The following is a 26831-nucleotide window of genomic DNA, read 5'->3' as shown; positions in this document are numbered from 1 at the left end:
TTTTGTTCTGTCTAGCACGTCACGCGGCGCGTGCGGGCAATTGTATCGGACCGCCTCACGGCTCGGCCGAAAGCACCAGGCAGACGTTCTGCCCGCCGAAGCCGAAGGAATTGCTTAGAACATGCGTGACATCGGCGGGTCGCGCCACGTTCGGCACGACGTCGAGCGGGATCTCCGGGTCGGGCGTTTCATGGTTGATGGTCGGAAGCAGCGTCTGCTCGGCGATCATCAGCAGCGACACCGCCGCCTCGACCGCCGCCGCCGCGCTGAGCATGTGTCCGGTCATGGATTTGAGCGACGACACCGGAAGGTCCGGGGCGCGCGGACCGAAGACCTGCCCTATGCCGACACTTTCGACCCGGTCGTTTTCGCCCGTCGATGTGCCGTGCGCGTTGACGTATCCGATGTCCTGCGGCGCAAGGCCCGCATCGGCGATCGCAGCGGCCATCGCCGCCCCCACCGGGCCTGCGTCCGGGCGCTGACGGATGCGGTGATAGGCGTCGAGCCGTTCGCCCACGCCGCGCACATACCCCAAGACGTTCGCCCCACGGGCATGGGCGGCCTCGGCCCGTTCGAGGACGAGCGCCCCGGCCCCCTCGCCCGGCACGAACCCGTCCCGTGTCTTGTCGAAAGGGCGCGACGCGGTTTCGGGGCTGTCGTTGCGGCGTGACAACGCCGACAGCAGGCCGAAGCGCAGAAGCATTTCCGGGCTGACCGAGGCATCGGCCCCGACCGCGAGCACCCGGTCGACCTCGCCCCGCCGGATCGCTTCGACCCCAATCTGGATCGCCGTCGCGCCGGACGAGCACGCCGTGGTGATGGTCACGGGCCGCCCGACAGGCTTCACGCGGGCCGCCAGCCGCCGGGTCGTGCCGTCGAACCGCAGGACATCGAAAAGACCGTTGTTTTTGGCCGCGCCGGCCATGCGGATCAGGTCGCCATAGCCAGTGGCCCGGCCCCCGGTCGCCCGGTCCAGCGCGATCCGGTCGGACCATTCCATCTGGATCGGCGGGATGCCCACGATGAGCTTGCCGGGAAACGCCGCCCCCGGCTCCTGCCCGGCCTGCGCCAGCGCCTCGTTCGCGGCCATGAGGGCCAGTTCGGCGGTGCGTTCGGTCGGCCTGAGCGCGGGGTCACAGAACGCATCGACCGTTGCAGCGAACCGCGTGGCAAGGCCTTCGGTCGGGAAACGCTGCACTGGCGCCGCCCCCGATTGCCCCGCGCGCATCGCCGCCCAGTTCGCCGCAGCGCCCTGACCGAGCGCGGTCACGATGCCGATCCCGGTGACGGAGACGGACCCGGTCCCGCTCATGCCATCGCCTCGACCACAAGGGCCGCCGCCCCGCTCTCGCAGGCGGTGGTCGCCAGAACGCGCCCTGCGCGACCGGACCGCACCGAAAGCGCCGAAAGCGCGACCGCGAAAGGAAACGCGGCTTCGACCGCATGTCCGACGAGATCAGCGGTGGCGATCACCGGCGTGCCCGGATGGGCCGACCTAAGGCCCGTCACCGCATCGGCGGTCACGGGCTGCGCACCGGACACGCTGGTGTAGATCGCGTCGAAGGACGGGCCGGACGCCACCTGACCGAGGATGCCTTCGAGCGCCGGGCCTTCCGCCGCCACGCTGACAGGCGACACCCCGGCAAGCGGCCCTGCCCCGCGATCCTGCGCGGCCTTCGCGCGCTCCAATACGACGAAGGCCGCCACGCTGCCCGGCACCACGCCCCGACGCGCTGGGTCGAGAACCGAGGGCACCGCATCCGACGCAAGTCTGTCGCCCAGAGCCTGTGCGAGCATCAGGTCGGGACGTTCGGCATCCAGAACGCCGCCGACCATGATCCTGTCGCTTTGGCCATGAGCGACCCGCGCAATCGCATCCGCCATCGCATCGACCCCGGCCATGTCGTCCCCCATGAACGTCCGCGCGCCACCCCCGACCCCGAGAATGATCGCGAGGTTTCCGGCAAGCATGTTGGACAACTGACCCAGCAGAAAAGAGGGCCGCAGTTTTCGCGCCTGCGCCGCCACGAGATCCGCGTCGGGATCGGGCGAGGCACGCAGATCGGCGAGGACCTCGAAATCCACCTCGACTTCGCGCGCACCGCCGCTGGCACAGACGTTCAGGTAAAGGCTGTCGAGCGCCGCCGTGCCCAGCAGACCGGCATCGCCCAGCGCCTGTCGTGCGGCCGCCACCCCAAGATGCTGCCACGGTTCCATCTGCCGACGGTCGCTCTTGCTCGGGATCGCCTCTGCGACGTCGAAGGGCGCGGCGCGGTAAACGGAATACGGGTTGAAGGCCGCCCTGTCGGGCTTTGGACGCGTGCCGTCGAGGGCCGCAAGATGCGCCGCGCCCGTCGCACCACAGGCCGAAATCACACCGACACCCGAAATCACGACGTCGGTCGCGCGCCCCGTCACCGCACGCGCCCGGTCGTTGATCCGTGATGCACCACTAGGCTTCGGCTTTCTGGGCGACCAGCCTGTCGATCCGTGCGCAGAAGGCGTTCATGAGCAGTTCTGGCGCCTGTATAGCCTCCTGCCCGTCGCGTTCTTCCCCGAAGTTCTCGATGGGAAGTTCGATGTCGAATTCCCGCTCCAGTGCGAAGACGACGTCGAAAAGATCGACCGAGTCGAGCTTGAGATCCTCGACGAGGTGGCTGTCCTCCCGGATTTCATCTCTCTCGACATCTGACCACTCGGCGATGATCCCGGCCACCCTGTCAAATGTCGTCGTCACAGCGCTCCCCCCGATTTGCGTCCCCCCTCCACGGAAGGGGAAGCCGGCGGGCTTGTCAATCGTTCAGGCCGAATGACGGGCGACGCGCGGCGCTTGTGGCCAACGGGTTTCGTCGGAGGTCCGCCTGTGACGGCCAGAGCGGCGGCGGGGGCTGGTTCAGGTGTGGGGCGTTCTGGTGAAGTGGTGCCCGGGGGCGGAATCTAACCACCGACACGAGGATTTTCAATTTTCCTCAGTCTCTGAGCAGACTGCAGCGCTTCATCACATTCCGTCGCAAAAACATTTAGCGATCAAACACTTCAACATTCCAACCTGTTCCGGTCCTTCTCGGCGCGCGGCATTCAAGCTCACGCATTTATGCCCCCATGTGGCACCCAAGCCGGGTGTAGTACGATTTGGTCGTTAGAACCACGGCGCTTGAGTTTGGCGCATAGTAGGAAGACCGAACAGCTTATCCTTCTCGTCTTTGTTTCGCTGTTTGAGAATTTGGTTCAAATATTCATGGTTCAGTTGCCAGTAAGGAGAAGCAATTTTCTTCAATGGCGCAGATTCCATTTTTGATCGCTTTATCCAAAACCGTGCTCGACCATCAATGCAAAGACGCATCAGCTGAAAACTCGTGTACGAGCCAAGCACATCACTTGAAGCGATGTGCGTATCGTACCAATGCCTCGCCCAACAGTTTCGATTGAATTCCTCTTCTGCCGTGTCTGCGACGTCTTTGAGCCAGCCAAGCTGAGGGCGATGCTCCTTCAATTTCCTCCAAAGCTCGGAGAAAACAGGCTCGTTGTCCGTGCATCCAAGGAGTTTCCAACCACGAGCCTGCCTAAAGGCAGACTCTGATTTTACATCGGCCTCTATAAACTCGGCGAGCCATCGTGAGCGCTTCGCCTTCAGCGCATGCCATGCGAAGTCTCGAATTTTCCCGTCCGAGATCAGCCCCTCTACCATCGCATCCTCATACTCGCCAAAGTCGGTGTGCGATGGTGAATACAGTGGCATGAAATCCAAATCGGAGCGTTTATGGATACCGTGACGTTCTGCTTCTACAAGCTTCTTCCAAAGGCGCTCACCTTCTGGGAGACCTGCTTCAATGAGTGCCCATGCAAGGTCGTTGAATGGAAAGGGCTCGAACACGGCGAAACTGGGAAGTTTTTCGTGTTCGTCAAGCCATGGTGTAAACCAATCCAAGAGCTTTTTCTCTTGCATCTCGACTAACAGTTTCACAGCTGCTTTGTGAGTCCAAGCGTGGCTTGGGTAAGTTCGCGACCCCTTTCTATCTATATCCAGCACCTGTTCGCGTAGGTATGCGTGAAACTTGTTGGCACTTAGCTCCTTTCCTTCGGCGTGTTTTAGCCTCCACCCCCAAATCTCAGGATCGGCGCGATCCAACAGGGATGGATCATTTAGCACGTCAGCGGCACTACTGAGAGCCAGCGACCCATAAGCACGGTTTTCACGTGACTGCTCACCTGCTACCGTCCAACCACTATCAGCAAAGCGCTTTAATGCTTGTTCCGATTTTCCTTGCGCAGCCACCCGAAGCGCGCGGTTTTGGATGTTCTCGTTTGAATTTGTGACTAACTCGGACAACGCTGACCAGTCGCGTGCCGCCACCTCGGCATCAGCTTCAGTCAAGTAACAACAGACGACATGTTTGGCTCCTTCACCGCCAGCCTCTGGCAGTAGGGCTCTGATGTCCGAAGCCTCGTCGGGCAGCATCGGCGTCAGTGCTTCTAGTATGCCCTCCAGTGTTTCCGGTTCGAAACCAACCGATTTCAAGTGCGCGAACTGCTGCAGCGCGGTTTCGCCCCACATCTCTAGTATCCCAGCGGCACGTTTACATTCCGAAGATATAGCTGAGGCCTCAGTCGTATTTTCTGCTCGATTTCTAAGAACGCCCGCCAGCTCCAGTCTTTCTTCCTTGCTGAGCAGGATGACGACCTTGCGAACACGTGCTACCAATCCACTCAGTTGTTCGTCTGTTCTCGTCTCGGCGCTCTTGACCGCATCTACGAAGGTTTCACGAATTCTCTTAGGGTCTACCCGACACAAGATAGGTTCTGCACGTTCAAACTTGTGATCTGCGGAACTGTGAGATTTGGAGAATTGCCACAGCTCATTTCCCTTGGGGACGCCTTCACGTGGTGCATCAGGAGCCGAGGTAGGGTCCAATGGTGAGATACTGTTTTCTGCTTGGAGACTGATCGCCGCTGGATGGTCTACACCCGAAAGACGACCCTCGATTCTCGCTGCACGCTCCAAGCAGCCTCGATCCCCCAAGGCTTCCAGCAACCATACTGCCGCCCTATCTGTGCCTTCGTTTGACCGGGCCAGAAGGCGATCAACTACATCCAAGAGCATACTTCGCGCTTCGACTTCATCTTGGGGGTTCAAGCGCAGAACCCAAGCCAATTCCTCAAAGTGACGCTGCCTGCCGAGAATGGAGCGACTAATGGCCCAAGCCTCAAAAGCCCTGACAAGAGGTGCCCGAGGGATAAAAGACAAGATGCCAAAGACACGATGGCTCAGCCAACTCACATTCCCCTCTGCAAAGTAGGTTACTTGGGGCCAATCTGACTTGTCAGTCTGACCTGCCCAGTGCTCAATGCCCTGTAAAACCTTGGCCCTGTTTCCCTTGGAGCGAGCCGAATTTGGGTCGATGCGGCCGATGAACTGTCCTTCATCTGGGTCGGGCCAAACCCAACCTAGCCACTTCGTGATCGCATTTTGAATGCTAGGGGCCACAGCTTGGAATTCGTAAGCGTTCGCAAACCCTTTAATAAACACCTCGTCCTCAGAAACACTCCCTCGCCTGTCAGGGTGGAGCCATTGATCTTCGACCAAAGAGCAAAATAATTCAGTGTCAGTGCCGATGAGTCTCCACCAAGCGTTAAAGTCGCTTAGCCCGAAGTTCTGCTCGTGAAGCCATCGAAGGAGAAGCGCTTTTCGCGCATCAGCTCCAACACTTGGGTCAAGCAAAGCTGCCGTTGCTGCCGCGCGAATAACTGCAGCCCCAAGGCTTTGACCACGATAAGGATCAACGAATTCTGCTAGATGAGCATTCGCGTTTTCAAACCCATCCACAGCTCTGAGTTGAGACGCGAGCGCTATGCCGAGGACAAACGGAGCCATTTCCTTGTTTACGCGATACCGATGAGGAGTGCCTGAAGGCTCCAACCAACGACCCGCCACCAGGTCTTGGATGGTCGCCCTCAGATCGGCAGCTTCAGCACCGCTCTCCCGACCAAGTCGATCGACCAGTTCTTTGGTCGACAAAGAGGTCGTTTCAAAGTTTGCCCCGAACTCGCTCCCTAGTTCCGCTATGAAGCTTCGAAACTCTTCGTCAGACCAATCAATGCGGGCCGACCCGAGGCTCAAACGGTGTTTCCAATCTTCATACGCAAGTCGTTCGGCGGTGATATCGCCGCTTTTTGTAAGCTCCGCTCTATGCTTCAGAGCAAGAGTGAACAGCCGGGGCACCCTCATTAGGTTGATCAGCTCAGCACTGAAATCGCTTCTGGCAAGGCTGTGCAGCTCTAGGATTTGGTTTAGCTCTGGGTCGGTGAAATTAACGACTTTTTGTGATTTCACTTCTGGTCTTAGGTTCTTGAGTGCGCCAATGGATGCCCACCAATCGGGCCAACACGTCATCAGCACTCGAAAACGGCCACGAAAGCTGTCATCTAACATCGGCTGAATGAACTCAGACCAGTCCCGCTTGCCCCAGTTCTGGTTCAGACCATCTAAAATGAGCAATATTGGAAGCGGCTTTGCGGTCCTATCCCATAGGGCAAGCCGCCGCCTCCAAAAGGCGGCATCCCTTAAACCCGTTACTTTAGCTAAGTAGACCGCGATACTCTCGATTGGGTCGCTTCCCACCACGTCCTTGGCAGGTAGATAAATCGTCAACGGAGTGCTTTCGCCTTGAGCAATCTTTTGCCACCATGACAAAGCAGCCCAACTTTTCCCTGTTCCTTCATCACCTAGTAGAACAAGCGAGGGATCATCGCTCGTCCACCAGCCATTGATCGAGGAATGCAGTTCTGAACGCTCCACCAGTCTTGTGGACGAACTTAGCAAATCATGGTGGCCTTTCAGCCTAGCCAACGCAGTACGGTTCGATTCTTGCGAATCCAAAAGCCATTTCTTGACCGCTCGCGACGCTGATGCATAACCGGCATCTGCCGCACAAAGATCGCCACGAAATTGGGCTACTAACGTATCGAATTCAGGCAAGCCTTTTAAGTCAGAAAAGGCTTTGGTTAGCGCGGCATCTTTTCCCAAATGTGCTTCGACAGATTTGGGGGTCGAGGCTAAAGCCATTGCGAACACGGGAGGATTGGTCCCTACATCATCCCAATCAAGGACAACTACTTTAATTCCTTCATCATCAGCCAACTGGCTCAACGCTTCTTTGTCGGTCACAAAAATTGGGCGGGACGCAGCGAGTATCCAGAGGTCGATTGGCTGGCCTGAGTGAGCCGCTTCAACGATTTTCGCTTTCAACTGATCCACAGGGAGCGAAGTTTCCTTCTTGTACCGTTTCGCTTCCAAACCAATATTGAAGAAATTCGAAGGCTCTGACCTGACATCTGATCCGCCTTGGTGCCCGGATTTTGCAAGACTGAATGGTAGGCCGGTAAGCTCTACCAGCATGTCGCGCATCAGTCCTTCAAATCCATCTGCTCCAGCGGCGTCTAGGTCAACCAACCGCTCCAACAACAAGTCAGTTGCTTCTCTCCACTTCGGCAAGCTTTCTGGGGCTTTTTTTGTCTTAGGCATTAGTTTTTCTCGATCTACCAATAGGTCACACGCTGCCTCATATGACGCTGAACCAGATCAAGGTAGAGACACAGAAAAGGGCACAACCGAGAGAGGGGCTGCCTTCTTTTTCTCACACTGATTGCGCCAACCTTCAAGAAATAGCGCAACTTCGCGCTTGGCTCTTTTGAAACATTTTTCTTCCTCTTGCTGTGCAACGCAACAAACCCAAAACGTTCCAGCTTGTAGGATTTCGCTCAACCTGCCCCAAACCATACCCTGACACGCGGATTCTGGGTGTCTTACGATATCTGCATGAAACAGATGCTGACAACCAAATCACTCGACGCCATGCCTCCGGCGACCACCAAACGGTACGAAGTGCGCGACCAGAAGGTAAATGGCCTGCATGTGCGTGTGTCGACCACAGGTGCCAAGGTGTTCTACACGTTGGTCCGTCCGAACGGCTCACGCAGACGCATCAAAATCGGCCCTTACCCTGTGGTCTCCCTTGCCGATGCCAGACGCCGTGCCATGGAAATCGCCCGTGATGTCGAGTTGGGCGAATTCGAGAAGACCCCCGAGGTTCCCGAGGCATCGGCTGACACATTGGGTGAGATGATCCCCAAGTTCATCGAGCTTCACGCCAAGCCCAATACCAAGGACTGGAAGCGCACCGAAAGCGTTCTGCATAAGTTCGATGGATTGAAAGATCGGCCTATCGACCAGATCAGACGGCAGGATGTTAGCAAGGTGCTAGACGGCATCATCGCCAACGGTACGCCGACGCGGGCAAACCGGGCGCTCTCAGCGATCAAAAAGCTAATGAACTGGTGCGTTATGCGTGGTGACATCGAAACATCGCCTGTGGCTCTCCTCAGGCCGCCTACGCGTGAGGTTCAGCGTGATCGCGTACTGAGCGATGCTGAAATTCGCGCGATATGGCAGCACAGCGATGCCGAGGACTACCCATTCGGCCCCTTCCTCAAGCTCCTACTGATCTCCGGGCAGCGCCGGAGCGAAGTCGCGGGGATGCGGTGGTCCGAACTCAACCTCGATGAGGGTATCTGGGAACTCCCAGCCAACCGTGTGAAAAACGCTCGCCTACACATAGTACCGTTGCCCGTTCAGGCCGTGGACATCCTCCGTGGGCTGCACAGGTTCCTCGACAGCGACTTCGTGTTCACGACGACTGGGCGTTCTGCGATATCTGGGTTCGGACGCCTGAAGGAACGCGTCGATACCGCTCTGCCAGAGGGAACGCCTGACTGGCGCTTCCACGACTTCCGTCGCACGGCCTCGACAGGCATGGCGAAGCTTGGCGTGATGCCCCATGTGATCGACGCCGTGACCAACCACAAATCAGGAGTCGTCTCAGGCGTCGGCGCAACCTACAATCGCTACACGTATTTCAACGAGAAGCGTGAGGCGCTGGCACAGTGGGCAGCGCATATCGACGAAATTTTGAGAGGGTGACGACTTGCCAGTAAACGATTTCGACAAGAGCCCATTCGTCGGCCTCCGTGAAGCTTTTGAAATCGTGGGAAAGGCTTCGCTGGGAGACGCTTGGCACAAAAGCGTTTTTGAGAAGGATGCCCCAAATCACAAGGTCGTGCTCACACGCTTACGCAACATTCTCAGGTCTGGCGATGTCGCCGCGCATTGGCACACGTCTGACCACGAGGTGTCTGGCCAACTTCAGCCCGTCGATGTCGATCACGAATACTTTTCGATCCGTCTGCATGAAGACACCATGTTCCATGCTGGCGTCAACGAGCCTGTGCTATGCAGAGTCCACGTTAAACAACTCCAAAGCTGCTTGCTTGATCTGGATGACTCTCAGCCAAGTTTCACATCTGCCGCTGAGCAAAAATGCCATGAGTGGTTCGTCGATTTGATTTCCAAGACTGAACAAGCGCGGCTGAGTGTCAACGAAACCGAAAAGGTGGCCAGAGAAAAGTTTCAGAACGTCTCAGGCGCTGGCATAAAGCGCGCGCGCCTTGCTGCCGTCAGGCAGACCGGGAAGCACGATATTTTCCGCTCGGGACGCGCCAAAAATAAACCGATGACCTAACTGGTTTTCGCTATCTATTTCGGGACCTGCGCCGCTGCTATGTCATTCGCAGACGTCACCTAGAGAATGCGCATTCTCCTTCCCCCAACTGAGAAGGAGCCACCAATGGCAGAGTCCGTCACAAGCACCAACAAGATCCTCTTGTCGAGAGATGATCTGAAAGAACTAGGAATTTGGCAGTCGAATTCCACACTGATCCGACTTGAACAAGCTGGCCGTTTTCCCGTGCGCATTCGCCTTTCGGGTGCTTGCGTATGCTGGGATCGCGAAGAGGTTTTGTCTTGGATTGAAGCTCGCAAGGCTGAACGCGCCTCGTGGACTTATGCGGATGCGAGGTAAGCCCAGATGGAACCTACCTACACGCGAACGTATTGCCCACGTTGCCTGAGAGTTTTGGGCATCAAGAATAGCCCAGAGCACCTGAAGCGCCTTGAGGCTAAAGGCATATTCCCCCCTCGGATCGGCCCGTCAACATGGGACGCTGACGCAGTCGACAGGTGGTATTTGCTCACTACAGGCGTGCATCCTCCCATCCTCATTTGCAGAAGCTGACACCAGCGACGGTGGGGCGGTAGTCGCCCCTCCACCCCCGAACACAACGCAGACGAACCTAACGCGCATTTTGCGCGCCCCATAGATCTGCGCGCAACGAAAGAGAAGAATATGACAACTCCCATAGATGACTATGTGACGCCCACGCTATGGCAAGACGGGTGGCCGGACCGCTCGACCATCAAGGATCAGGATGAGTTCCTTTTCGCGATCTGGGGACCACAGGTACAGGATCACACTGAGACCTTTGGCTCTCTTTGCTTTCGCAAGAAGGGGTCGTCCAGAATGGTTCAAGAGTTCGTTCAACTCGCCGATGACATGAGCGTTATCGGCATCTTGCGAAAATACGACCGGCACAAGTGGGATCAATTTTTTGGTCCCAACACCTTCACCGAGGAAAACCGGCTACTCAGCAGCGTGTCTCAAACGTGTTGGTGGGGGTGGTGTGACGTTGATGCTGCTGATCCCTTATCATTCAGGCCAGCGCCCTCAGTCGTTTGGCAGACATCGCCGGGGCACACGCAGGCCCTATGGTTCTGGGATAACCCCCACACACCAGATGAGGCCGCAGCGTTTTCGATGGCCCTCACGAAGCGGCACGGGGGAGACAGCGGCGGTAGTGCGGCCAACAAACTTCTTAGGTTGCCCGGTTCTTTCAACCACAAGCCCAAATATGCCAAGCCATTCATTCCGCTTTTGAAATGCGACCTCACGCCGATAGAGGCGCGGCCAAGACTTCTTCGTGGTCAAAAAATCAAGAAAATAGCCAAAGTCGAGGAGCGCGCGCTAAACCCGTATGCCCATGACAGAATGGGTGTTTGGAGACGATACCGTCGAAAACTGGATGCGTCGGCAAGCTCGTTGATCAGGCACAACTCAGTTCGTGCTTCTGATCGGTCTGGTCGAGTTTTCGCGATGGTGACTGGCCTCTTCGAGGCCGGTGCATCGCTGGACGAAATTGCCAGCGTCATTTGGACCAGTCCATATTTTCGTGAGAAGCACGGCGACAACGTGAAGCGCCTAGAGCGCGAGATTTTCACGATCATCGCGAAGGTGGAGGACGCCGAATGACTTCTAAGAAAAAAGAACTCTTCATCGATCTGGACACCATTGACCCAAAGGAGGTGGACTGGCTCTGGGAGCCGTTCATCCCGTTCAGCATGATCACCATCATGGAGGGGGACCCCGGCGTGGGCAAATCCTTCCTCGCCATGCAACTCGCGGTTCAGGTCAGCATCGGCGGCGAACTTCCAGACGGACAAAAGGTCGGGCGTGGTCGCGTGCTATACCTCAGCGCCGAGGATGACGCGGCCTACACGATTAGGCCGCGCATCGATGCGATGGGAGGTGATCCAACGCGCATCCGGGTGCAGGGCGACTTCCTCTCGCTTGACGATGAGGGTCTCAAGGCGCTCATGCGCGAGGTCAAGCGCAAGCCACCGGACCTTCTCATCCTCGACCCCTTGTACGCCTACATTCCGGCGGGGCAGGACATCTACAAGCCAAACGTCATTCGGCAGCTTTTGTCTTTCCTAAAGGACATAGCGGAGGCTGGTGAAACGGCCGTGGTGATCATTCGGCACCTGACGAAGGCCAAGCACAGCAAGGCCATATATCAGGGGGGTGGTTCCATGGATGTGATCGGCGCGGCGAGATCGGCGTTTCTGGTGTGCGAACACCCCAACGACAGTTCGACCAAGCTGATTGTGCACATCAAGCACAACATTGCCGTTCGCGGGCAAACGCAGAGTTATGAAATCGTCGGAGAAGATTGCGGCAGGGCATCCCTCAATTGGCTGGGGCCGTCAGACATCACGATTGACGACTTGATCTCTTTCGAAGGCGCTCCGCGAATGTCGGCGCTGGACGAAGCAACCCAGTTTCTGCGCGTGTTTCTCAAGAGCGGGCCGGAACCGTCAGCCAAGGTGGAGAAAGAGGCTGCGGCACGCGACATCGCCCCCAAGACATTGGAACGCGCAAGGCGCGCTCTAGGCGTCAGATCAAAAAAGAAGGGGAAAGGCTGGTTCCTATCTTTGCCTGACGAAGAATGACCACAGCTAGGATGTGAAGTGCGCCAAGAACGCCAACATCGCCATCGATGATTTTGGTGCACTTTGCCCCCAAGATCGCCACGATCATGCATGACGCCCTTGGCGATCTTGACGATCTTGAAATCGGCTAGGGGCCGAAAATCTCGGCAGTATGCATAACGCCTTGTCTGCCCGAAGAGCGAACGCCGTTTAAAAAACGCCTCCCCCCATCCTCCTGTGGTCACCTGCTGTCTTCGGCTCCTTTGGTGTGCCCGGAAGCGCCCGAGAGCGACACGCGGACTATTGATCAGGCTGTTGGGAGCGACGTGGAACCAATTATGTGAATCTTTTCAAGTGGCCCGCGATGCTGGCAATCTTCAATCGCTGAATTGGGTGCCAGGTGGGTGGGTTTACTCATTGGCTGGAGCTTCCTAGACATCAGTTTTGAACCCAGCACTTGCGATGGTAATGGCGCAGCACGATGGCGCGGTTGAACAGGGGGAAGCCGACCCATAGGCCGTTGGCCGTGATCAGCGACAAGAGCGCCCACCACCACATACCTTTGAAGGCATAGTAGAATGGGCCGAACAACAGGCACCACAGGCGATGCCAATTGCCAAGGATGACCTTCTCCTGCCCGTTGAAGCTCCAAGTTGCACAAATGACCATTGCGGTCTCCTTTCACTGATTGCAGTCGCAACAGCGCAATAAGATCGGGCACCACCTTTGGTCAGGGTATTTCCCAGTGAAGAACACGACTGCGCGGCGCACAGAAGCCAGCGTCAGACTCAGTATGGCGACGGGCTGGATACGTCGCGAATGCCGGTCAAGCGTCCTGCTGGCTCAATACAACGCGGCCACGCGCGCCTATCGCTGCATATGCCGGAGCTTGGTTGGGGTTGTCCCTGACAGACCCCTCGACCTCGTCTTATCGATCTGCATCAGAAACCTAGGAGATCGACATGTCCGACATCATCACGCTGAAAACCCTATGCGAAGAACTCAAGATCGACCCGCGTGAGGCACGCGAACGCCTGCGCGCAGCCGCCAGCGACGCCAAGGCCAACCCGGAACTGGCGAAGGCACGCAAACCGCGCACGCCGTGGCAGTGGGTGAAAGGGTCAACGGGCCATAAGGAGGCCTTGGCCTTGTTGAGGAACTAGTTGCGCAAACCGAAACCGTAGCACTTGCACTCGCCCCAATGGGAGGCGACACTCGGGCATAAATCCTTTGAGTTGAGCAGAAAATGCCTCCGGTACAAACTCCCATCGGGGATACGGCTAGAGAAGCCATCGATTCCCTTCGAGGTTATGTTTATCAGGTCTACCAGTCGGCCCTTGCTTGGACCGAACTGAACGATGATGAGTTTCTTTTTCTAGAAGTGGCCGAGGACTACGCCGTCGCGGCAAAAGACGCGCTGCAAGCCGTTCAAGTGAAGGAAACCGCGGGGCGCGTTACAATAAACTCGGACGACATCGTTGCCAGCATTGATAGCTTTGTAGAGTTGAAGCAAAGCAATCCAAACCTGAAAGTCACACTGCGTCACCTTACGACCTCAGCAATTGGAAAAGAAAAGAAACTTGAGGGTCGAGTAGGCGATGTGCCTACTCTGGACGCTTGGCGGAACTTGGCAAGATCGGGAGATTTGACCGAGCTTCGCAGCGTACTTAACAAATCCAAGCTATCTAAGAAGACAAAGGACTATGTTGAAAGTCTTGACGACAGTGATCTTCGAGAAAATTTCCTGAGAAGAATTCATTTTGATTGCGGTGCTACTGAGTCTCGTTTTCTGGCGCGGCAGTTAAATTCGAGAGTTTCGAAGCTTCTGTTGGATAGAGGTGGCGTACATTCACAAGCTCAAGCATGCACAGCCAGCATAATATTAACTGTTCTGAAGCTTTCTACAAACCCCAATCGGGATGAGCGCTGCGTCGACCGAAACGGTATAGAGCAACTCTTAGAGTCGGCCACTCAAGTGACCCTCAATAGGGCCCAATTTGAGGTGCAGAATCAACTTTTGAGCAGAGCCCTGTCTGCTTCCGTTCCAGTAGAGGCCAACCTCACAAGCGCACAGCTTATCCGACCTAGCCCAGTGTCGGAAACCCCTCTACCAAAGGCGCTTGCAAATAGAACCGAGATCCTTGGGCAGCTTCAAGAAAGTTTAGAAGCCTTTGGAGTTTGCTGGATTTCCGGTGCTGCCGGTATGGGCAAGACGGTCGCATCCCGCATCCTTGCGCGCAGCAATAGAGGTGAATGGGCCAGCATTAATTTGAGAGGCAAGTCTCGTGATCAAGTTGCACAGATCTTTTTCCAAATAGCAGACTCTTTGAGGGACCTTGAGCTTAACGGCTTGATCGTTGATGATGTCGCTTGGGTTACGGACCCGGATGTGCTCGACGGACTGTCTTACCTAATTTTCGCGTCGCGGCGCTCAGACGCACTTCTAGTTGTGAACTCATCTGACTTACCAAGCAACGAACTCCTATTTCACAACAACCTGCCAGTTGGCATTGCGCATACCTTGGGCGAATTCTCGGAAGAAGATATTCAAGAGATCCTTGCTAAATGTGGAGTGACCGACGTCAATTGGGCAAAGTATGCCCACTTGGTGTCTGGCGGTGGGCATCCTCAGCTTGCGATGGCCTTCATACAGAGTATGACTGCCTCGGGCTGGAACCCTTCAGAGTTTCAAACTCTGGATGCCTTGCTTCAAGGTTCACCAGCCGTTGAGGATGTCAAAAAGCGAACTCGCGAACGGTTGCTGAATGATCTACCTCAGCCGAGCCGTCAGCTGCTTGAGCGCCTTTCACTTAAGGCAGGTGGCTTCTCCAGAGAGCTAGCCGTCGATCTTGGAAAAGTAGAGCCTGAGATTTCTGATGCGGGTATTGTCCTAGAGACGCTGATCGGCTCGTGGGTGGATCAGCAAGAAGGCAATCGGTTCAGTCTTTCGCCATTGCTATCGGGTTTCGCAGCCAAAACACTAAGCGCCGACGACAAGAAGCGACTGCAAAGCGCAATCGCCGAGTCATTGACGAAAAGCCGGTCTCTGGATGTACTCGATATGAACTCGGCTCTCCTAGCTGCTTGGGCGAGCGAAAATGAAGAGGTCTTACTGAGGCTTTGTCTTGCCGTAATTGGTTCTGATTTTTCGGAACTTGAGATGCTCGCGCCTCACCTCTCGATGTTCACTCTGTTCAGGACTGACAAGACAGCATACCCAGCGAACACGGCGCTCAGCCATATGTTCAGAGGCGCTCAACTTCTCCTCATTAACCAAGATAACGAGTCGCCTACAAAGATTCAGGAGGCGTTGCGCTGTTTCGCCAGCGAAGCCTCGAACGTGGAGCACGTCGAGATGCGCGCGTCTATGAACTTGCTCATCTATTCTAAGCTGCTTCTTCAGACGTCCAAAGCTGGACTGGGAGTGAACTTCACCGAGGTCGTCCGTGAACTGGATAACCTGCTAGAAGGTGAGCTACTTCCGCCCGATGTTTTAGAAGGGACACGCAAAATCGAGGAGGAAGGTGTCACAGCAATTGGCTTCATGTTCATGAACCAAGCAAGGCAACTTGGCAAAATCGAAGATTTGGGGGCTGTTTTCGGTTTTCTTGACAACGCTTCACCCGAGTTTCGCGCAAGACTACTTGCGCCCTTCAGCCACGACGATTTTGACGTGGACATGCTTGTCTCAGGTGCCTGGCTGCGTGAGCACGAGCGCGAAACCATCGATCCAGTGGCTCATAGTAGGACCTTTGCACGGTTGGAAGATCTGGCCACTAGGTGGGGCGAAACTGACCTTGCTGTTTGTTGCCGGAAGTATCAGGCCATCATTCTAGACGAGTACGGAAGCGACAAAGAGGGAGCGCTCGCGGTTCTCGACGATGGTCTTTCGAAATTTGGCCAGACGAACTCTGAACTTGTACGTGCAAAAGCAAAAGTTCTCTACCGTTCAGATGACCACAAGGGGAGCCTTGAACTTTCCAAGGAATTGATAGAAGGCGACGCACCCCTGAGCGAGGTCGAGAAGGCGTTTTTGGGACGGGACGCAGCGATCAGCGCCGAAAAGCAAGGCGATTTCGAGTTGGCCCGCCGGTATTACCTCTATGGTAGCGATGCTGCCGAGAAATCCAATGTGCCCGATATGGCTGCCATGAGGGTTGGGCTGTTGGCTGACGCTGCGCTCGCAAGTTGGCACGGTGGCGATAGGGTTACTTGCTTGCAGGACTTCGTTGCAGTTCTGGGTGAGCTAAACCAATTCAAGCCCGATGAAACACTGCGTACAGCCCATTGCCATGCAGTGGTTCGACACGTTCTACTCTGGCTTGATCAAGAAGCGACCGGTGAGAAGCGTCTTCTTGAAGACGGCGAAGAGACCAAAATTTATCCCGGCTGCGTAAGTAATCCTGAACCTCATTCCGAGATTGGCGAGCGTAACATCACCCCCATTGATATGGCATGGTACATGCTGGCGACAGTCGAGAACCATTTGGTTGTTGATGCTGGAATTACTGAAAATTTGGATCGCTTCCTACCGAATGGTCCTGTTCTTGAGGGGCAGCTTCTGCTCGGTTCGGCCAAGATGCACAAAGCCCTGTCTCGGTCTGATGCAAAGCTTTTTGTAACCGCCTTGCGAGAAACAATAGCGTGTTTTGCGTTTGCAAAAGCTAGCGGCGGTTCGACCGGTGGGTTGGATATAAAGAACGTGACTTATGGCAACTTTCCGACGCCTAACAAAGAGCAACAAACCGATTTAAGGGACCTGACTGAGCAGTTTGTTCTGACGTTTGTCGCAGTCAGCCATTTCAAGGGTGATTGTGAGTCTGTTGCCGCAGTGCTCACTGAGCTGAACGGTGCGAGCGGCCTCTCTATTCGACCGCAATTGTTTGATCGCCTGCAAAGCGAAGGGCCGGTCGAAGATTTCTACACAGACTTTGCTGCCCTATTACTCGCCTGCACCCAAGGAACGTCTGAGGTACCGAGTGGCTCCCCGCGACAAGTGTTCGAGGTGGCGTTCAAGTCTCTTCAAATTGCTCAACAGACCGGGAAATACAGCTTGGTAGCTGAAGCAGTGAGACCCTGGCTCATGGAAAGGTGGGCATTCATCTGGGAACGGCAACGCTTTCTGCTAAGCCGGCCTGCGCTTCACGAGGTCAGTATCTTGGATGCGATGAAAGACGATGAGGCCTCAAACGAAAATAGGGTTGTCAAAATTCTGATGGCCGTCCTTCCGACACTTGGGATTGGAAACCAAAGCGAAATAGAAGGCATCCTTGCCGCTTTGCCGAGGTAGCTTCGGCGTTAGTTGGGTGCGAAGTCAATTGACACCCATACGGCACCCAACCCCAGCAAAGAGTCCGGTCACCAGCGGCTAACCGCGCTACATAACTGTTTATGCTGAGTAAAAATGGTGCCCGGGGGCGGAATCGAACCACCGACACGAGGATTTTCAATCCACTGCTCTACCCCTGAGCTACCCGGGCACGGGTGAACGTCTTGCGTTCAGGTCGGCGTGTTCTAGTCGCGGTCCGGCGGCGTGTCCAGAGGGTTAGGGGCAAAATTTTCGGGGTTTTTGCGCAGGGCATCCTGCATGTGCTGTCGGCGTCGGTCGGGCGCTCTTCGCACGGTTTCCTCGTCGCGTTTGGCGTCTTCGCACTACGCCGGGTCAAGCACCCTGACGTCCGAGCCGAAACGGGGTCCACCGCCCGACCGCGGCCTGTGTCACACCGCAAGCTTCCGCACGCTTCCACCCGCGCTCAATGCGGGCGATCCGGGCGGTCCGAGATTTCCCTTTCGATCTCGTCCACGAGTTCGTCCAGATCCTCGGGGTCTTCGGAAGGGATGCGGTACGATCCGTTCAGCCACTTCCCCAGATCGACATCGGCGCAGCGTTTGGAACAGAACGGGCGGTAGGCTGGGTCGGTGTCTTTTGCGCAGATCGGGCAGGACATCAGGTCTCCACGGGGTTGGGTCGAGGTCGGCATCCAACATGCAGAACGCTGGCGACCGTCGCAAGGTGCCCGCCACCCGATCCTCAGATCGTGACCGGCAGGCGATCCCGTTTGCGTTGCAGCTCGAAGTGCCCAAGCGGCGTCCACCCGGCAAGAACCGTCTCGGTCCCGTCACGTTTGAAGGCCGCGCGCAGGACCTGTTCAAAGGCCGCGCGGTCCTTTTTCGGCATCGGGGCGAGGTCGAGGGTGATCTGGCCGCCAAGACCGCGCACCCGCAACAGGCGCGGCAGGTCGCGGGCGAGCGCGATGTTGGCCTTGAGCCCGGCGGCAAGCGACGTGTCGCCGCCCGTGTTTACGTCCACGGCGACGAGGGCGCGGGTCGGTTCGATGAACGCATAGGCGCCGCCGGACAGGGGCTGACGGGCGGCGAGCGCCCGGTCGAGCAGATCGTGGATCCCGTGTTCTTCGAACGCGCCGGGCGCCTCGGCGAAAACGTCGGGCTCCGGCCAGTCGCGCCAGGCCGTCAGATGCGCGTCGGGGCCGTCGACCAGCAGTTCGGGCTGTTTGCCCTGCGCATCGCCAAGCACCGCCTCGGCCAGCGTGCGCATTTCCGCGATGTCCTCGGCCACCGCGCCGTCATCGGCCCCTTCGGCGCTCGAGCGCACGATCAGGCCATGGGGCGAGCCCTCCATCACCGCGTCGGCGATGTCGAGCAGGCGAACGCGCTCATCCTCGTCGCGGACCTGCCGCGACAGGTTGAGACCGGGCGCATCCGGCGTGACGATGGCATAGCGTGACTTGAACAGAACCTTGGTGGCGACCGGGGGCGCCTTGCCCGCTTCGGCCCAGCCGGAGACCTGCACGAGCAGCGGCGTGCCGGGCGCCAGGCCCTTGGCCTGCCGCAGGAACCCGCGCGCGCCGCCGAGGTCGAGGAACATGCCCCCCTGCCCCTTCATCGGCCGTTCGCAGATGCCACGATAGATCGCACCCGGCGCGGGGCCGGTGTCTTCGGCCGGGTCGATCAGAAAATCTTCGAGCACGCCGTCGACCACATGCGCGGCGGCCTTGCGCCCGCCGATCTCGTCCAGCGCGATCACCGATCCCTTCATGCCCAGCCTCCATAGACGGGATAGCCCGCGGCATTGAGAAGCGCGGCGGTTTCAGCGACCGGGAGGCCCATGACACCCGTATAACTGCCCTGAATCCACGGCACGAAAGCGCCGGCCGGGCCTTGGATGGCATAGGCACCCGCCTTGCCCTGCCAGTCGCCCGACGCGAGGTAGGCGTTCACCTCTTCGTTCGACAGCCGCTTCATCTTGACGACCGTGACCACCTCGCGCTCCAGCACGCGCGCGGGCGTGCGCACCGCGACGCAGGTGATGACGGTATGACGACGCCCGGACAGCAGGTGCAGGAATTGCGCCGCCTCCCCCGCATCTTCCGGCTTGCCCATGATGCGGCGGCCCAGCGCGACGGTGGTGTCGGCGCAAAGCGCGATCTCGCCCTCGGCCACGACCATCGCTTCGGCTTTGGCCCGCGTGACGCGGCGGCAGTAGGCGCGCGGTTCCTCGCCCTTCAAGGGCGTTTCGTCGATGTCGGGGGGCCGCACCTCGTCCGCTTTGATGCCCAGCGTGCCGATCAGTTCAGCACGCCGTGGCGATCCGGACCCGAGGATGAGGCGGGGCTTACTTGAAGCGGTAATTGATCCGACCCTTCGTCAGATCATAGGGGGTCATCTCGACCTGAACCTTGTCGCCTGCGAGGACGCGGATGCGGTTCTTGCGCATCTTGCCTGCCGTATGCGCGATGATCTCATGGCCGTTCTCCAGCTCGACCCGAAACGTCGCATTCGGCAGGAGCTCCTTCACGACACCGGGAAATTCGAGCAGTTCTTCCTTGGCCATGTTCACTCCGTATTTGGTCACCCGCCATGTCGCGGGTGCCCTTAAATGGTCCCAAACGCCCAAATTATCAAGAGCGATTCAGCGCATATCCACAACGGATATGCGCGGTAGGGCAACGCTGTCGCCGCCGAACTGTTCCGGCCAATGTGCACGGCCCTGAACCCCGCCACCTTCGCGGATACGCCTCAGATGCGCAAGATCGAGCGTCGCGCGGGTCCATCCGGGCTGGTTCATCACGCCCTGCGCGACCACGCCATCATCGGGAAAGCCAAGGTCGGGCGGCGCGTAAACCCCTGCGGTGCCTGCGTTTTCGTCGAGAACGCTGGACCAGTCCGACACGCCTTGGGTGGGCGATTGCACGGCGAAGCACTGCGCCTCGAGCGCACGGGCCTGCGCGCCGATGCGCACGCGGTGGAACCCGGCCGGTGTTTCGGTTTGCGACGGCACCAGAAGGATGTCGAGCCCGGCTTCGGCCATGGCGCGGGTGGCAAAGGGGAATTCGGCGTCATAACAGATCTGGACGCCGATCCGGCCCAGAGACGTCTCCATCAACACCGGCGCGGCCCCCGGCCGCATGTCCATCGGGTCGCGCTCCCACGGCGTCATGACCTGCTTGTCATGCGCCTGCCGTTCGCCGTTCGGTGCGAAAAACATCGCGCGGTTGACGAAGCCCTGCGGCTCACGCACCGGCCCGGACGGGGCGAGGATATGGGCGCCGTATTTCGCCGCAAGGCGGGCCCAATGGTCCCAGGCTCGCGGCAGCGCATCCGACACCGCGGTCATCTGGTCCGAAAGTCCTTCGGCCCGCGTCAGATGCGCAAGCTCCATCGCGCCGTATTCGGGAAAGACAAGCAGATCGGCCTGCGCATCGGCGACCCAGCCTTCGACCGCATCCTCCCACGCGGACCAACTTTCGGGCGCGCCTGCGGGATAGGTCGCGGCGGCCACCCTCACCATGCCCGCGCCCTCGCCTGTCCCGGCTCAGAGTTCACGGAGCCAGACCTGAAGCGGCTTCTCATCCACTTCTCCTTTTCCAACATCACGCCACGAATATCGGGCAAAAGCGCCCTCCAACTTATCGTATCCCCGCTTTCGCCAGAAACCGTCGAGCGGTCGGTACGCCGCCGGGCGGGCCGGGTGATCGTCCGGTCGCACCACTGCGCAGAACGCGCAGTAACGCGCACCCAAGGCGCGTGCATGTGCCTCGCGCAGGTCGAAGAACGCGTGCCCGGCCCCCTGCCCCCGATACGCCGGGCGCAGAACCGACTCGGCGCAATAGAACACCTCGTCGATGTCGATGTCGTGACCTTGGAACGCGTCCGCGAATTCCTCGGCATGGTCCGACAGGGGCGACCCCGTCGCGGCACCGACCAACAGGTCGCCGTCGAAGGCCCCGACGACAATCGGCTCGGCGCTGTCGCGATAGGCTGCGAGGTAGCCGCGTTCATACCCCAGATCACCGTCATAGAGGTATGGCCACTCCCGAAACACATCAATCCTGAGCCGTGCCACATCGTCGAGCCGCGCGATCAGATCCGGCCCGGTCAGCGGCGCGAACCGCAGGGGCATCAGACCGCGCTCATGAAATCGACGAAAGAGATGATGAAGCGAAGCCGGGTCAGTTTCCCGTTGTCCCATGTCCCGAACACGGCGACGGGAACCTCGGCCACCTGCCCGGTGGCTTCGGGAAGCCCGTGGATGGTTTCGAGATAGGTCAGCCGCGCCACGGCGAGCGTCGAGCTTTCGTTGCCTTCGACGACGTGCTGCCAGCTTAGGAACCTGTAGTCGTAGTGCTTGTCGAAATAGGCGATGACCGCATCGGCCCCGGTCTTGCCGCGCAGCTCCCCCAACGGGCCGATCTGGATCAGCGTGTCGTGGCCGATATATCGCAGCACGTTCTCCCAGTCGCGGTAGTTGACCGCGGTGAACATGATGTCGTCGATGGCGAGGATGTCGTCTTCGGTCATCCCGCGCCCTCCTGCCCTGCGAAATCCGGGTCGGGATCGGCCGTGAACACCCGCATCCAATCGTCGATCGACAGGATCATCTGGGTGCGGAAGAACAGCCCGTCGCGAAACGTTATGAACGAACCGACCGGCACGATCGTGCTTTGGCCGCGCGCTTCGGGAAAGCCCGCCTTGGTCGTGCGATAGGTCAGTTTCAGGCGCGTTTCGACCGCCGCCTTGTCGCCCATGACGATGGTGCGATAGTCGCGCATGTCGAGGTCGTAGTTCTCGCGGTAATGGGCGAACAGCGCCGCGATGCCATCGGGGCCGTAGTGCCACTCGGTCGCGCCGGACCGGATCGCGGAGTCCTTGTGCCCGAGCGCGCGCAGCGTGTCCCAGTCGGCCACGTCGATCGCATGCCAGGCCTTCGCGATAACGTCTCGTGCTGCTTGCGGGTCCATCTCAACCTTCCTGCGGCGGGCCGAACCGCGAAATCATACGATCCCGAATCTGGTCGCGTGCCTGCCGGTAGGCAACCAGTTTTTCGTCCCGCATCGTTCCTAATCCCGTGGGGTCCATGACCGGCCAGTATTCGACGTCGAGATGGTGGAACCGGGTCAGGTCCAGCACCTTGCGCTGGCTCGCCGGACTGAGCGCAATGATGAGGTCATAGGACGACAGGTCGTCGCCCCACTCCTGCATCTCGTCGAAACTCCGCGACCGGTGGTTCGACAACGGCACCCCGATCTCTTCGCAGACGGCGACGGAAAACCCGTCGACATCCAGTCCGCTCTTCACCCCGGCGGACTGCACATAGACGTGGTCTCCGTAGTATTTCTTCATCATCCCCTCGGCCATCGGGGAGCGGACCGCGTTGTGGTCGCAGCAGAAAAGCACGGATTGAGGAAGGCTGGCCGGCACGGTCCCTCAGCCCCAGTGCAGGACGCAGATGAGGGTGAAAAGCCGGCGCGCGGTATCGATGTCGAGTTCGGCCTTACCCTCCAGCCGTTCCATCAACACCCGCGCACCTTCGTTGTGGATGCCGCGCCGCGCCATGTCGATGGCTTCGATCTGTCCGGGGGGCAGCTTCTTGACCGCATCGAAATAGCTTTCGCAGATCTGGAAGTAATCCTTCACCACCTGCCGGAACGGGCCGAGGGACAGGTGGATCTCACCCGCCTCTTCCCCGCCCTCGGTCGCGACCGACACGACAAGGCGCTTTTCCTTGATCGCGAGGCCGAGTTCATAGGGGCCTTCGGGCACCGTCTGCCCCTCGCGCCCCAGCGGGGTGAAGCTGTTGTCTTCCAACAGGTCGAACACCGCGACCTTGCGTTCCTGTTCGATTGCCGGGGTCGGCGCGGCCAACCCGGTGTCGTCGATGTCGATCTTGCTGATGCGGTTCATCCGTCCCATCCCGTCTTTGGGTCAGGGATAGCGGAACCGGGTGGACCGCACAATCGCGATGGGACTGGGAGTCTAGCCTTGGTTCAGCCGGTCGAGCCGCGCGCGCACCGACAGCCCATGCGCTTCGAGGCTTTCCGATTTCGCCAGCGTCTCGGCCGCCGGCCCGATGGCTTTGAGCGCGGCGGGCGTCATTCTGGACAGGGTCGTGCGCTTCATGAAATCGAGCACCGACAGACCGGACGAAAACCGTGCGGAACGGGCTGTCGGCAGAACGTGGTTCGGACCGCCGACATAATCCCCGATGGCCTCGGGCGTGTACTGGCCAAGGAAGATCGCGCCCGCATGGGTGATCTTGTCCGACAGCGCCTCGGGGTCGGCCACGCAAAGTTCGAGGTGCTCAGGCGCGATCCGGTCGCTCAGTGTCGCCGCCTCGTCCATGTCGCGCACGGTGATGACCGCGCCGAAGTCGCGCCAGCTCGCACCTGCGATGGCACGGCGTTCGAGCGTTTCGAGCCGCTTGTCCACGGCCTCCGCCACGGCCCGACCGAAACCGGCGTCGTCGGTGATGAGGATCGACTGCGCGCTTTCGTCGTGTTCGGCCTGGCTCATCAGGTCGAGGGCGAGGAAGTCGGGGTCGTTGTCTTTGTCCGCGATCACGAGAATTTCCGACGGCCCCGCGATCATGTCGATGCCCACCTTGCCGAAGACCCGGCGTTTGGCGGCGGCGACGAAGGCGTTGCCCGGCCCGGTGATCTTGTCGACCGGCGCGATGGTCTCGGTCCCGTAAGCCAGCGCGGCAATCGCCTGCGCCCCGCCGATGCGATAGACCTCGTCCACGCCCGCGACCTTGCAGGCCATCATGACCAGCGGATTGATGACCCCGTCGGGCGTCGGCACCGTGACGACGAGCCGCCCGACCCCGGCCACCTTGGCGGGCACGGCATTCATCAGAACGCTCGACGGATAGGAGGCGAGGCCACCGGGCACGTAAAGACCGGCGGCGGACACGGCGGTCCAGCGCCAGCCCAGCGTGGCGCCCTCCGGGTCGGTCCACTGCGCATCCTCGGGCACCTGCCGCGCGTGGTAGGCGCGGATGCGTTCGGCGGCGGTTTCCAGCGCCTGCCGTTCGGCCTCGGACACCTTGGCGCATTCCGCCTCGATCTCGTCCTCGGAGACACGCATGGTCGTGGCGGTCAGGTCGAGACGGTCGAATTTCGAGGTGAGGTCCAGCACCGCCGCATCGCCGCGCGCGCGCACGTCGGCGATGATGCCTGCCACCGTGTCGTCCACATCCGGGCTATCCTCGCGCTTGGCCGAGAGCAGCGCGGTGAAAGCGGTCTCGAAATCCGCGTCGGAGGTGTTCAGGAAAACCGGCATCGGGTCACTCCGGGTGGTCAGGCGTCTTGCGGCTGGGGGCGACGTAGGGACGGGTCACATCCTGAAGCTTCGCGTCGATGGTTTCGACGTCGAGCGCGATGGCCCCGTCACCCGCGAGGGTCAGGACGATGCGCCCTGTGCCATCCTCGCCCGGCTCGAACGAGATGGACAAAAGCGACATTACCGTATCCGGATCGCCCTTTTCCACGCCCTGAGATTGCACTTTCAGAACATCGCCGAAGACAAGCACCGATTGGACCCGTTCGACCGCCCGCCCGCGTTTCGCTGCGGCTTCGGCATCTTCCCAGCGGAACCGGTTGAGAAGCAGCGCGAATTCCCGCGCCCGCACCCGCCACGCCATTTCGTTGGCGGGAAAGACAGCGTCCTGCGTCAGCGCCGAGACGATCTGAAGATCGTCCGCGTCCAGTGCCATCAGGCGAAGCGGTTTTTCGCCCCCGTCCTCGAACCGTGCGTCTTCGCTCATGCCTTCACCCGCTCTATCTGTGCGCCCACGCCGCGCAGCTTGCGCACCACATGCTCATAGCCCCGGTCGAGGTGATAGACGCGGCTCACCACCGTTTCCCCCTCGGCGGCAAGACCCGCGAGGATCAAGGACACGCTCGCGCGCAGATCGGTCGCCATCACCGGCGCGCCGCGCAGCTTGTCCACGCCCGTCACGCGGGCGCGGCCCCCGTGCACCTCGATCTCGGCCCCCATGCGCGTCAGCTCCGGCGCGTGCATGAAGCGGTTCTCGAAAATCGTTTCGTTCAACTCGCTGGTGCCGTCGGCCGTGCACAGCATCGCCATGAACTGCGCCTGAAGGTCGGTCGGGAAACCGGGGAACGGTTCGGTCGTCACATCGACCGCCTTGAGCCGCCCGTTCTTGCGGCTGACCTTGAGCCCGCGTTCGGTTTCCTCGACGGCCACGCCTGCTTCGTCCAGCTTCTCGACGAATGCCGCGACGAGGTCCAGTTTGCCGCCAAGGCATTCCACCTCGCCACCCGCAATCGCCGGGGCGAGCATATAGGTGCCCAGTTCGATCCGGTCCGCGACCACCTGGTGCGTCGCGCCGTGCAGGCGATCGACGCCTTGAATTTCGATCCGGCTCGTCCCCTCGCCCTCGATCTGCGCCCCCATGGCACGCAGACATTTCACGAGGTCCACGATCTCGGGCTCGCGCGCGGCGTTGGTCAGAACCGTGGTGCCCTTGGCCAGCGTGGCCGCCATGACGATGTTCTCGGTCGCGCCGACGCTTGCGAATTTCAGCGGGATCTCGGCGCCCTTCAGCCCGTTCGGGGCCTTTGCGAAAAGGTAACCGTCACGCAGGTCGATCTCGGCCCCCAGCTTTTCCAGCCCGAAGGTGTGCAGGTCCATGGGCCGCGCCCCGATGGCGCAGCCGCCGGGCAGCGACACCTCGGCATGACCGAACCGCGCGATGAGTGGTCCGAGCACGAGGTTCGAGGCCCGCATCTTGCGCACGATGTCGTAATCGGCGCGGGACGAGGTCAGGTCATGCGACGACATCGCCAGCACCTGACCATCCTGAAGCCCGGTCGCCTCGGCCCCCAGCGATTGCAGGAGCGTGGTCATCGTCTTGATGTCCGACAGCCGCGGCGCATTGGTCAGCGTCAGCGGGTCCTCGGACAGAAGTGTCGCGGGCATCAGCGCGAGGCAGGCGTTCTTGGCCCCGGCGATCGGGATTTCACCCGAGAGCGGCCCGCCGCCCGTAACTACGATGCTGTCCATGCCTGTCCTCTATTCGTCCGTGTTTTCATCTGACCCGGCGTCGCGCGCGCGGGCCTGTGCCTTGCGCCGCGCCATGTTCGCCTTGAGCGCGGCCTTGAGGCGATCTTCGCGCTCCTGCGCGGCCTTCTCCTTGGGCGAAAGGTCGGGTTTCCTGCTCATGCCGCCCTCCTTAACGCAGCCGGAAAAAACCGTCCAGATTGCGCTTGCACCAATGGCGAATTGCGTCTAATCACCCGCCACGGTTCGCCGCAGTAGCTCAGTGGTAGAGCGCACCCTTGGTAAGGGTGAGGTCGGGAGTTCAATCCTCCCCTGCGGCACCATCTCTCCGACAGCGTGATTTTCAGGAAAC

The 26831-nt window shown here is 59.4% G+C and carries 26 protein-coding genes and 2 tRNA genes; 8 read left to right on the top strand and 20 right to left on the bottom strand.

What is annotated here, in order from left to right; genetic code table 11:
• Positions 1–55: 55 nt before the first annotated feature.
• The 4 genes from RB2654_RS19220 to RB2654_RS23475 form a co-directional block, all read right to left on the bottom strand.
• Positions 56–1312, bottom strand: a complete 1257-nt coding sequence (locus RB2654_RS19220) for a beta-ketoacyl-ACP synthase II (RefSeq protein WP_008334927.1) — start codon at positions 1310–1312, stop codon at positions 56–58.
• Positions 1309–2418 carry a beta-ketoacyl synthase N-terminal-like domain-containing protein gene (locus tag RB2654_RS19215; RefSeq protein ID WP_008334926.1) on the bottom strand — a complete coding sequence of 370 codons (1110 nt, stop codon included), beginning with the start codon at positions 2416–2418 and terminating at the stop codon, positions 1309–1311. Before RB2654_RS19215 ends, RB2654_RS19220 begins: the two co-directional genes overlap by 4 nt.
• 34 nt (positions 2419–2452) lie before the next feature.
• A complete protein-coding gene (locus RB2654_RS19210; RefSeq protein ID WP_040885291.1) occupies positions 2453–2737 on the bottom strand; it encodes an acyl carrier protein in 285 nt (94 codons plus the stop codon).
• A 402-nt stretch (positions 2738–3139) separates the two neighbouring features.
• Positions 3140–7522 carry a hypothetical protein gene (locus RB2654_RS23475; RefSeq protein ID WP_148912618.1) on the bottom strand — a complete coding sequence of 1461 codons (4383 nt, stop codon included), beginning with the start codon at positions 7520–7522 and terminating at the stop codon, positions 3140–3142.
• A gap of 294 nt (positions 7523–7816) precedes the next feature.
• Between RB2654_RS23475 and RB2654_RS19195 the strand changes: the two genes are divergently transcribed.
• The 5 genes from RB2654_RS19195 (at position 7817) to RB2654_RS19180 (ending at position 12178) form a co-directional block, all read left to right on the top strand.
• On the top strand, positions 7817–8977 hold the full coding sequence (locus RB2654_RS19195; protein WP_040885285.1) for a tyrosine-type recombinase/integrase: 1161 nt from the start codon (positions 7817–7819) through the stop codon (positions 8975–8977).
• A 4-nt stretch (positions 8978–8981) separates the two neighbouring features.
• Complete coding sequence (locus tag RB2654_RS19190) at positions 8982–9575, top strand: hypothetical protein (protein WP_008334921.1); 594 nt, start codon at positions 8982–8984, stop codon at positions 9573–9575.
• Positions 9576–9680: 105 nt separating this feature from the next.
• On the top strand, positions 9681–9914 hold the full coding sequence (locus tag RB2654_RS22995) for a helix-turn-helix transcriptional regulator (RefSeq protein WP_083783433.1): 234 nt from the start codon (positions 9681–9683) through the stop codon (positions 9912–9914).
• Between the two features lie 324 nt (positions 9915–10238).
• Positions 10239–11198: a DNA-primase RepB domain-containing protein gene (locus tag RB2654_RS19185; RefSeq protein ID WP_008334920.1), complete on the top strand. Its 960-nt coding sequence runs from the start codon at positions 10239–10241 to the stop codon at positions 11196–11198.
• Positions 11195–12178 carry an AAA family ATPase gene (locus tag RB2654_RS19180; protein WP_008334919.1) on the top strand — a complete coding sequence of 328 codons (984 nt, stop codon included), beginning with the start codon at positions 11195–11197 and terminating at the stop codon, positions 12176–12178. The genes RB2654_RS19185 and RB2654_RS19180 overlap by 4 nt, the downstream gene beginning before the upstream one ends.
• 417 nt (positions 12179–12595) lie before the next feature.
• On the opposite strand, the gene RB2654_RS19175 is transcribed toward RB2654_RS19180, so the two are convergent.
• Positions 12596–12826 (bottom strand): hypothetical protein, encoded by a 231-nt coding sequence (locus RB2654_RS19175; RefSeq protein WP_008334917.1) that lies wholly within the window; start codon positions 12824–12826, stop codon positions 12596–12598.
• Between the two features lie 293 nt (positions 12827–13119).
• Between RB2654_RS19175 and RB2654_RS19170 the strand changes: the two genes are divergently transcribed.
• Positions 13120–13320 (top strand): hypothetical protein, encoded by a 201-nt coding sequence (locus RB2654_RS19170; RefSeq protein WP_008334916.1) that lies wholly within the window; start codon positions 13120–13122, stop codon positions 13318–13320.
• A gap of 83 nt (positions 13321–13403) precedes the next feature.
• The gene (locus RB2654_RS19165) at positions 13404–17447 is read left to right on the top strand and encodes a hypothetical protein (protein WP_148912619.1); all 4044 of its coding nucleotides are present in this window, start codon (positions 13404–13406) and stop codon (positions 17445–17447) included.
• 115 nt (positions 17448–17562) lie between these two features.
• Here the strand turns inward: RB2654_RS19165 and RB2654_RS19160 are convergent.
• The 15 genes from RB2654_RS19160 to RB2654_RS23735 all read right to left on the bottom strand — a co-directional run bounded on the left by RB2654_RS19160 (position 17563) and on the right by RB2654_RS23735 (position 26641).
• Positions 17563–17637 (bottom strand) — tRNA-Phe (locus tag RB2654_RS19160).
• Between the two features lie 273 nt (positions 17638–17910).
• Positions 17911–18105 (bottom strand): DNA gyrase inhibitor YacG, encoded by a 195-nt coding sequence (locus tag RB2654_RS19155; protein WP_008334914.1) that lies wholly within the window; start codon positions 18103–18105, stop codon positions 17911–17913.
• A gap of 83 nt (positions 18106–18188) precedes the next feature.
• Positions 18189–19214: a ribonuclease E/G gene (locus RB2654_RS19150; protein ID WP_008334913.1), complete on the bottom strand. Its 1026-nt coding sequence runs from the start codon at positions 19212–19214 to the stop codon at positions 18189–18191.
• Positions 19211–19807, bottom strand: a complete 597-nt coding sequence (locus tag RB2654_RS19145) for a Maf family protein (RefSeq protein ID WP_040885283.1) — start codon at positions 19805–19807, stop codon at positions 19211–19213. The genes RB2654_RS19150 and RB2654_RS19145 overlap by 4 nt, the downstream gene beginning before the upstream one ends.
• Positions 19791–20009 carry a translation initiation factor IF-1 gene (gene infA / locus RB2654_RS19140; RefSeq protein ID WP_007205486.1) on the bottom strand — a complete coding sequence of 73 codons (219 nt, stop codon included), beginning with the start codon at positions 20007–20009 and terminating at the stop codon, positions 19791–19793. Before infA ends, RB2654_RS19145 begins: the two co-directional genes overlap by 17 nt.
• A gap of 78 nt (positions 20010–20087) precedes the next feature.
• Positions 20088–20966 carry a carbon-nitrogen hydrolase family protein gene (locus RB2654_RS19135; RefSeq protein ID WP_008334907.1) on the bottom strand — a complete coding sequence of 293 codons (879 nt, stop codon included), beginning with the start codon at positions 20964–20966 and terminating at the stop codon, positions 20088–20090.
• Between the two features lie 24 nt (positions 20967–20990).
• Positions 20991–21578 carry a GNAT family N-acetyltransferase gene (locus RB2654_RS19130; RefSeq protein ID WP_008334906.1) on the bottom strand — a complete coding sequence of 196 codons (588 nt, stop codon included), beginning with the start codon at positions 21576–21578 and terminating at the stop codon, positions 20991–20993.
• On the bottom strand, positions 21578–21976 hold the full coding sequence (locus RB2654_RS19125; RefSeq protein WP_008334905.1) for a nuclear transport factor 2 family protein: 399 nt from the start codon (positions 21974–21976) through the stop codon (positions 21578–21580). The genes RB2654_RS19130 and RB2654_RS19125 overlap by 1 nt, the downstream gene beginning before the upstream one ends.
• Complete coding sequence (locus RB2654_RS22620; RefSeq protein ID WP_008334904.1) at positions 21973–22416, bottom strand: nuclear transport factor 2 family protein; 444 nt, start codon at positions 22414–22416, stop codon at positions 21973–21975. Before RB2654_RS22620 ends, RB2654_RS19125 begins: the two co-directional genes overlap by 4 nt.
• A gap of 1 nt (position 22417) precedes the next feature.
• Positions 22418–22852: an arsenate-mycothiol transferase ArsC gene (locus tag RB2654_RS19115; RefSeq protein WP_437435904.1), complete on the bottom strand. Its 435-nt coding sequence runs from the start codon at positions 22850–22852 to the stop codon at positions 22418–22420.
• 30 nt (positions 22853–22882) lie between these two features.
• A complete protein-coding gene (locus tag RB2654_RS19110) occupies positions 22883–23359 on the bottom strand; it encodes a UPF0262 family protein (RefSeq protein ID WP_040885274.1) in 477 nt (158 codons plus the stop codon).
• A gap of 72 nt (positions 23360–23431) precedes the next feature.
• A complete protein-coding gene (gene hisD, locus RB2654_RS19105) occupies positions 23432–24736 on the bottom strand; it encodes a histidinol dehydrogenase (protein ID WP_008334897.1) in 1305 nt (434 codons plus the stop codon).
• Between the two features lie 4 nt (positions 24737–24740).
• The gene (locus RB2654_RS19100; RefSeq protein WP_008334896.1) at positions 24741–25220 is read right to left on the bottom strand and encodes a DUF2948 family protein; all 480 of its coding nucleotides are present in this window, start codon (positions 25218–25220) and stop codon (positions 24741–24743) included.
• Positions 25217–26482: a UDP-N-acetylglucosamine 1-carboxyvinyltransferase gene (murA, locus tag RB2654_RS19095; RefSeq protein WP_008334895.1), complete on the bottom strand. Its 1266-nt coding sequence runs from the start codon at positions 26480–26482 to the stop codon at positions 25217–25219. Before murA ends, RB2654_RS19100 begins: the two co-directional genes overlap by 4 nt.
• A gap of 9 nt (positions 26483–26491) precedes the next feature.
• The gene (locus RB2654_RS23735; RefSeq protein WP_008334894.1) at positions 26492–26641 is read right to left on the bottom strand and encodes a hypothetical protein; all 150 of its coding nucleotides are present in this window, start codon (positions 26639–26641) and stop codon (positions 26492–26494) included.
• A gap of 86 nt (positions 26642–26727) precedes the next feature.
• Between RB2654_RS23735 and RB2654_RS19090 the strand changes: the two genes are divergently transcribed.
• Positions 26728–26802: transfer RNA gene (locus tag RB2654_RS19090), tRNA-Thr, on the top strand.
• Positions 26803–26831: the final 29 nt, after the last annotated feature.

It is taken from the genome of Maritimibacter alkaliphilus HTCC2654 (assembly GCF_000152805.1).
Taxonomy (GTDB): domain Bacteria; phylum Pseudomonadota; class Alphaproteobacteria; order Rhodobacterales; family Rhodobacteraceae; genus Maritimibacter; species Maritimibacter alkaliphilus.
This window is presented reverse-complemented; position numbering and strand designations above follow the sequence as displayed.

Bases quoted from the DNA above. Each gene is read 5' to 3' on its own strand.
- RB2654_RS19220 (WP_008334927.1), bottom strand. From the start codon at position 1,312: ATGAGCGGGACCGGGTCCGTCTCCGTCACCGGGATCGGCATCGTGACC.
- RB2654_RS23475 (WP_148912618.1), bottom strand. From the start codon at position 7,522: ATGCCTAAGACAAAAAAAGCCCCAGAAAGCTTGCCGAAGTGGAGAGAA.
- RB2654_RS19195 (WP_040885285.1), top strand. From the start codon at position 7,817: ATGAAACAGATGCTGACAACCAAATCACTCGACGCCATGCCTCCGGCG.
- RB2654_RS22995 (WP_083783433.1), top strand. From the start codon at position 9,681: ATGGCAGAGTCCGTCACAAGCACCAACAAGATCCTCTTGTCGAGAGAT.
- RB2654_RS19185 (WP_008334920.1), top strand. From the start codon at position 10,239: ATGACAACTCCCATAGATGACTATGTGACGCCCACGCTATGGCAAGAC.
- RB2654_RS19180 (WP_008334919.1), top strand. From the start codon at position 11,195: ATGACTTCTAAGAAAAAAGAACTCTTCATCGATCTGGACACCATTGAC.
- RB2654_RS19175 (WP_008334917.1), bottom strand. From the start codon at position 12,826: ATGGTCATTTGTGCAACTTGGAGCTTCAACGGGCAGGAGAAGGTCATC.
- RB2654_RS19170 (WP_008334916.1), top strand. From the start codon at position 13,120: ATGTCCGACATCATCACGCTGAAAACCCTATGCGAAGAACTCAAGATC.
- RB2654_RS19165 (WP_148912619.1), top strand. From the start codon at position 13,404: ATGCCTCCGGTACAAACTCCCATCGGGGATACGGCTAGAGAAGCCATC.
- RB2654_RS19155 (WP_008334914.1), bottom strand. From the start codon at position 18,105: ATGTCCTGCCCGATCTGCGCAAAAGACACCGACCCAGCCTACCGCCCG.
- RB2654_RS19150 (WP_008334913.1), bottom strand. From the start codon at position 19,214: ATGAAGGGATCGGTGATCGCGCTGGACGAGATCGGCGGGCGCAAGGCC.
- infA (WP_007205486.1), bottom strand. From the start codon at position 20,009: ATGGCCAAGGAAGAACTGCTCGAATTTCCCGGTGTCGTGAAGGAGCTC.
- RB2654_RS19135 (WP_008334907.1), bottom strand. From the start codon at position 20,966: ATGGTGAGGGTGGCCGCCGCGACCTATCCCGCAGGCGCGCCCGAAAGT.
- RB2654_RS19130 (WP_008334906.1), bottom strand. From the start codon at position 21,578: ATGCCCCTGCGGTTCGCGCCGCTGACCGGGCCGGATCTGATCGCGCGG.
- RB2654_RS19125 (WP_008334905.1), bottom strand. From the start codon at position 21,976: ATGACCGAAGACGACATCCTCGCCATCGACGACATCATGTTCACCGCG.
- RB2654_RS22620 (WP_008334904.1), bottom strand. From the start codon at position 22,416: ATGGACCCGCAAGCAGCACGAGACGTTATCGCGAAGGCCTGGCATGCG.
- RB2654_RS19110 (WP_040885274.1), bottom strand. From the start codon at position 23,359: ATGAACCGCATCAGCAAGATCGACATCGACGACACCGGGTTGGCCGCG.
- hisD (WP_008334897.1), bottom strand. From the start codon at position 24,736: ATGCCGGTTTTCCTGAACACCTCCGACGCGGATTTCGAGACCGCTTTC.
- RB2654_RS19100 (WP_008334896.1), bottom strand. From the start codon at position 25,220: ATGAGCGAAGACGCACGGTTCGAGGACGGGGGCGAAAAACCGCTTCGC.
- murA (WP_008334895.1), bottom strand. From the start codon at position 26,482: ATGGACAGCATCGTAGTTACGGGCGGCGGGCCGCTCTCGGGTGAAATC.
- RB2654_RS23735 (WP_008334894.1), bottom strand. From the start codon at position 26,641: ATGAGCAGGAAACCCGACCTTTCGCCCAAGGAGAAGGCCGCGCAGGAG.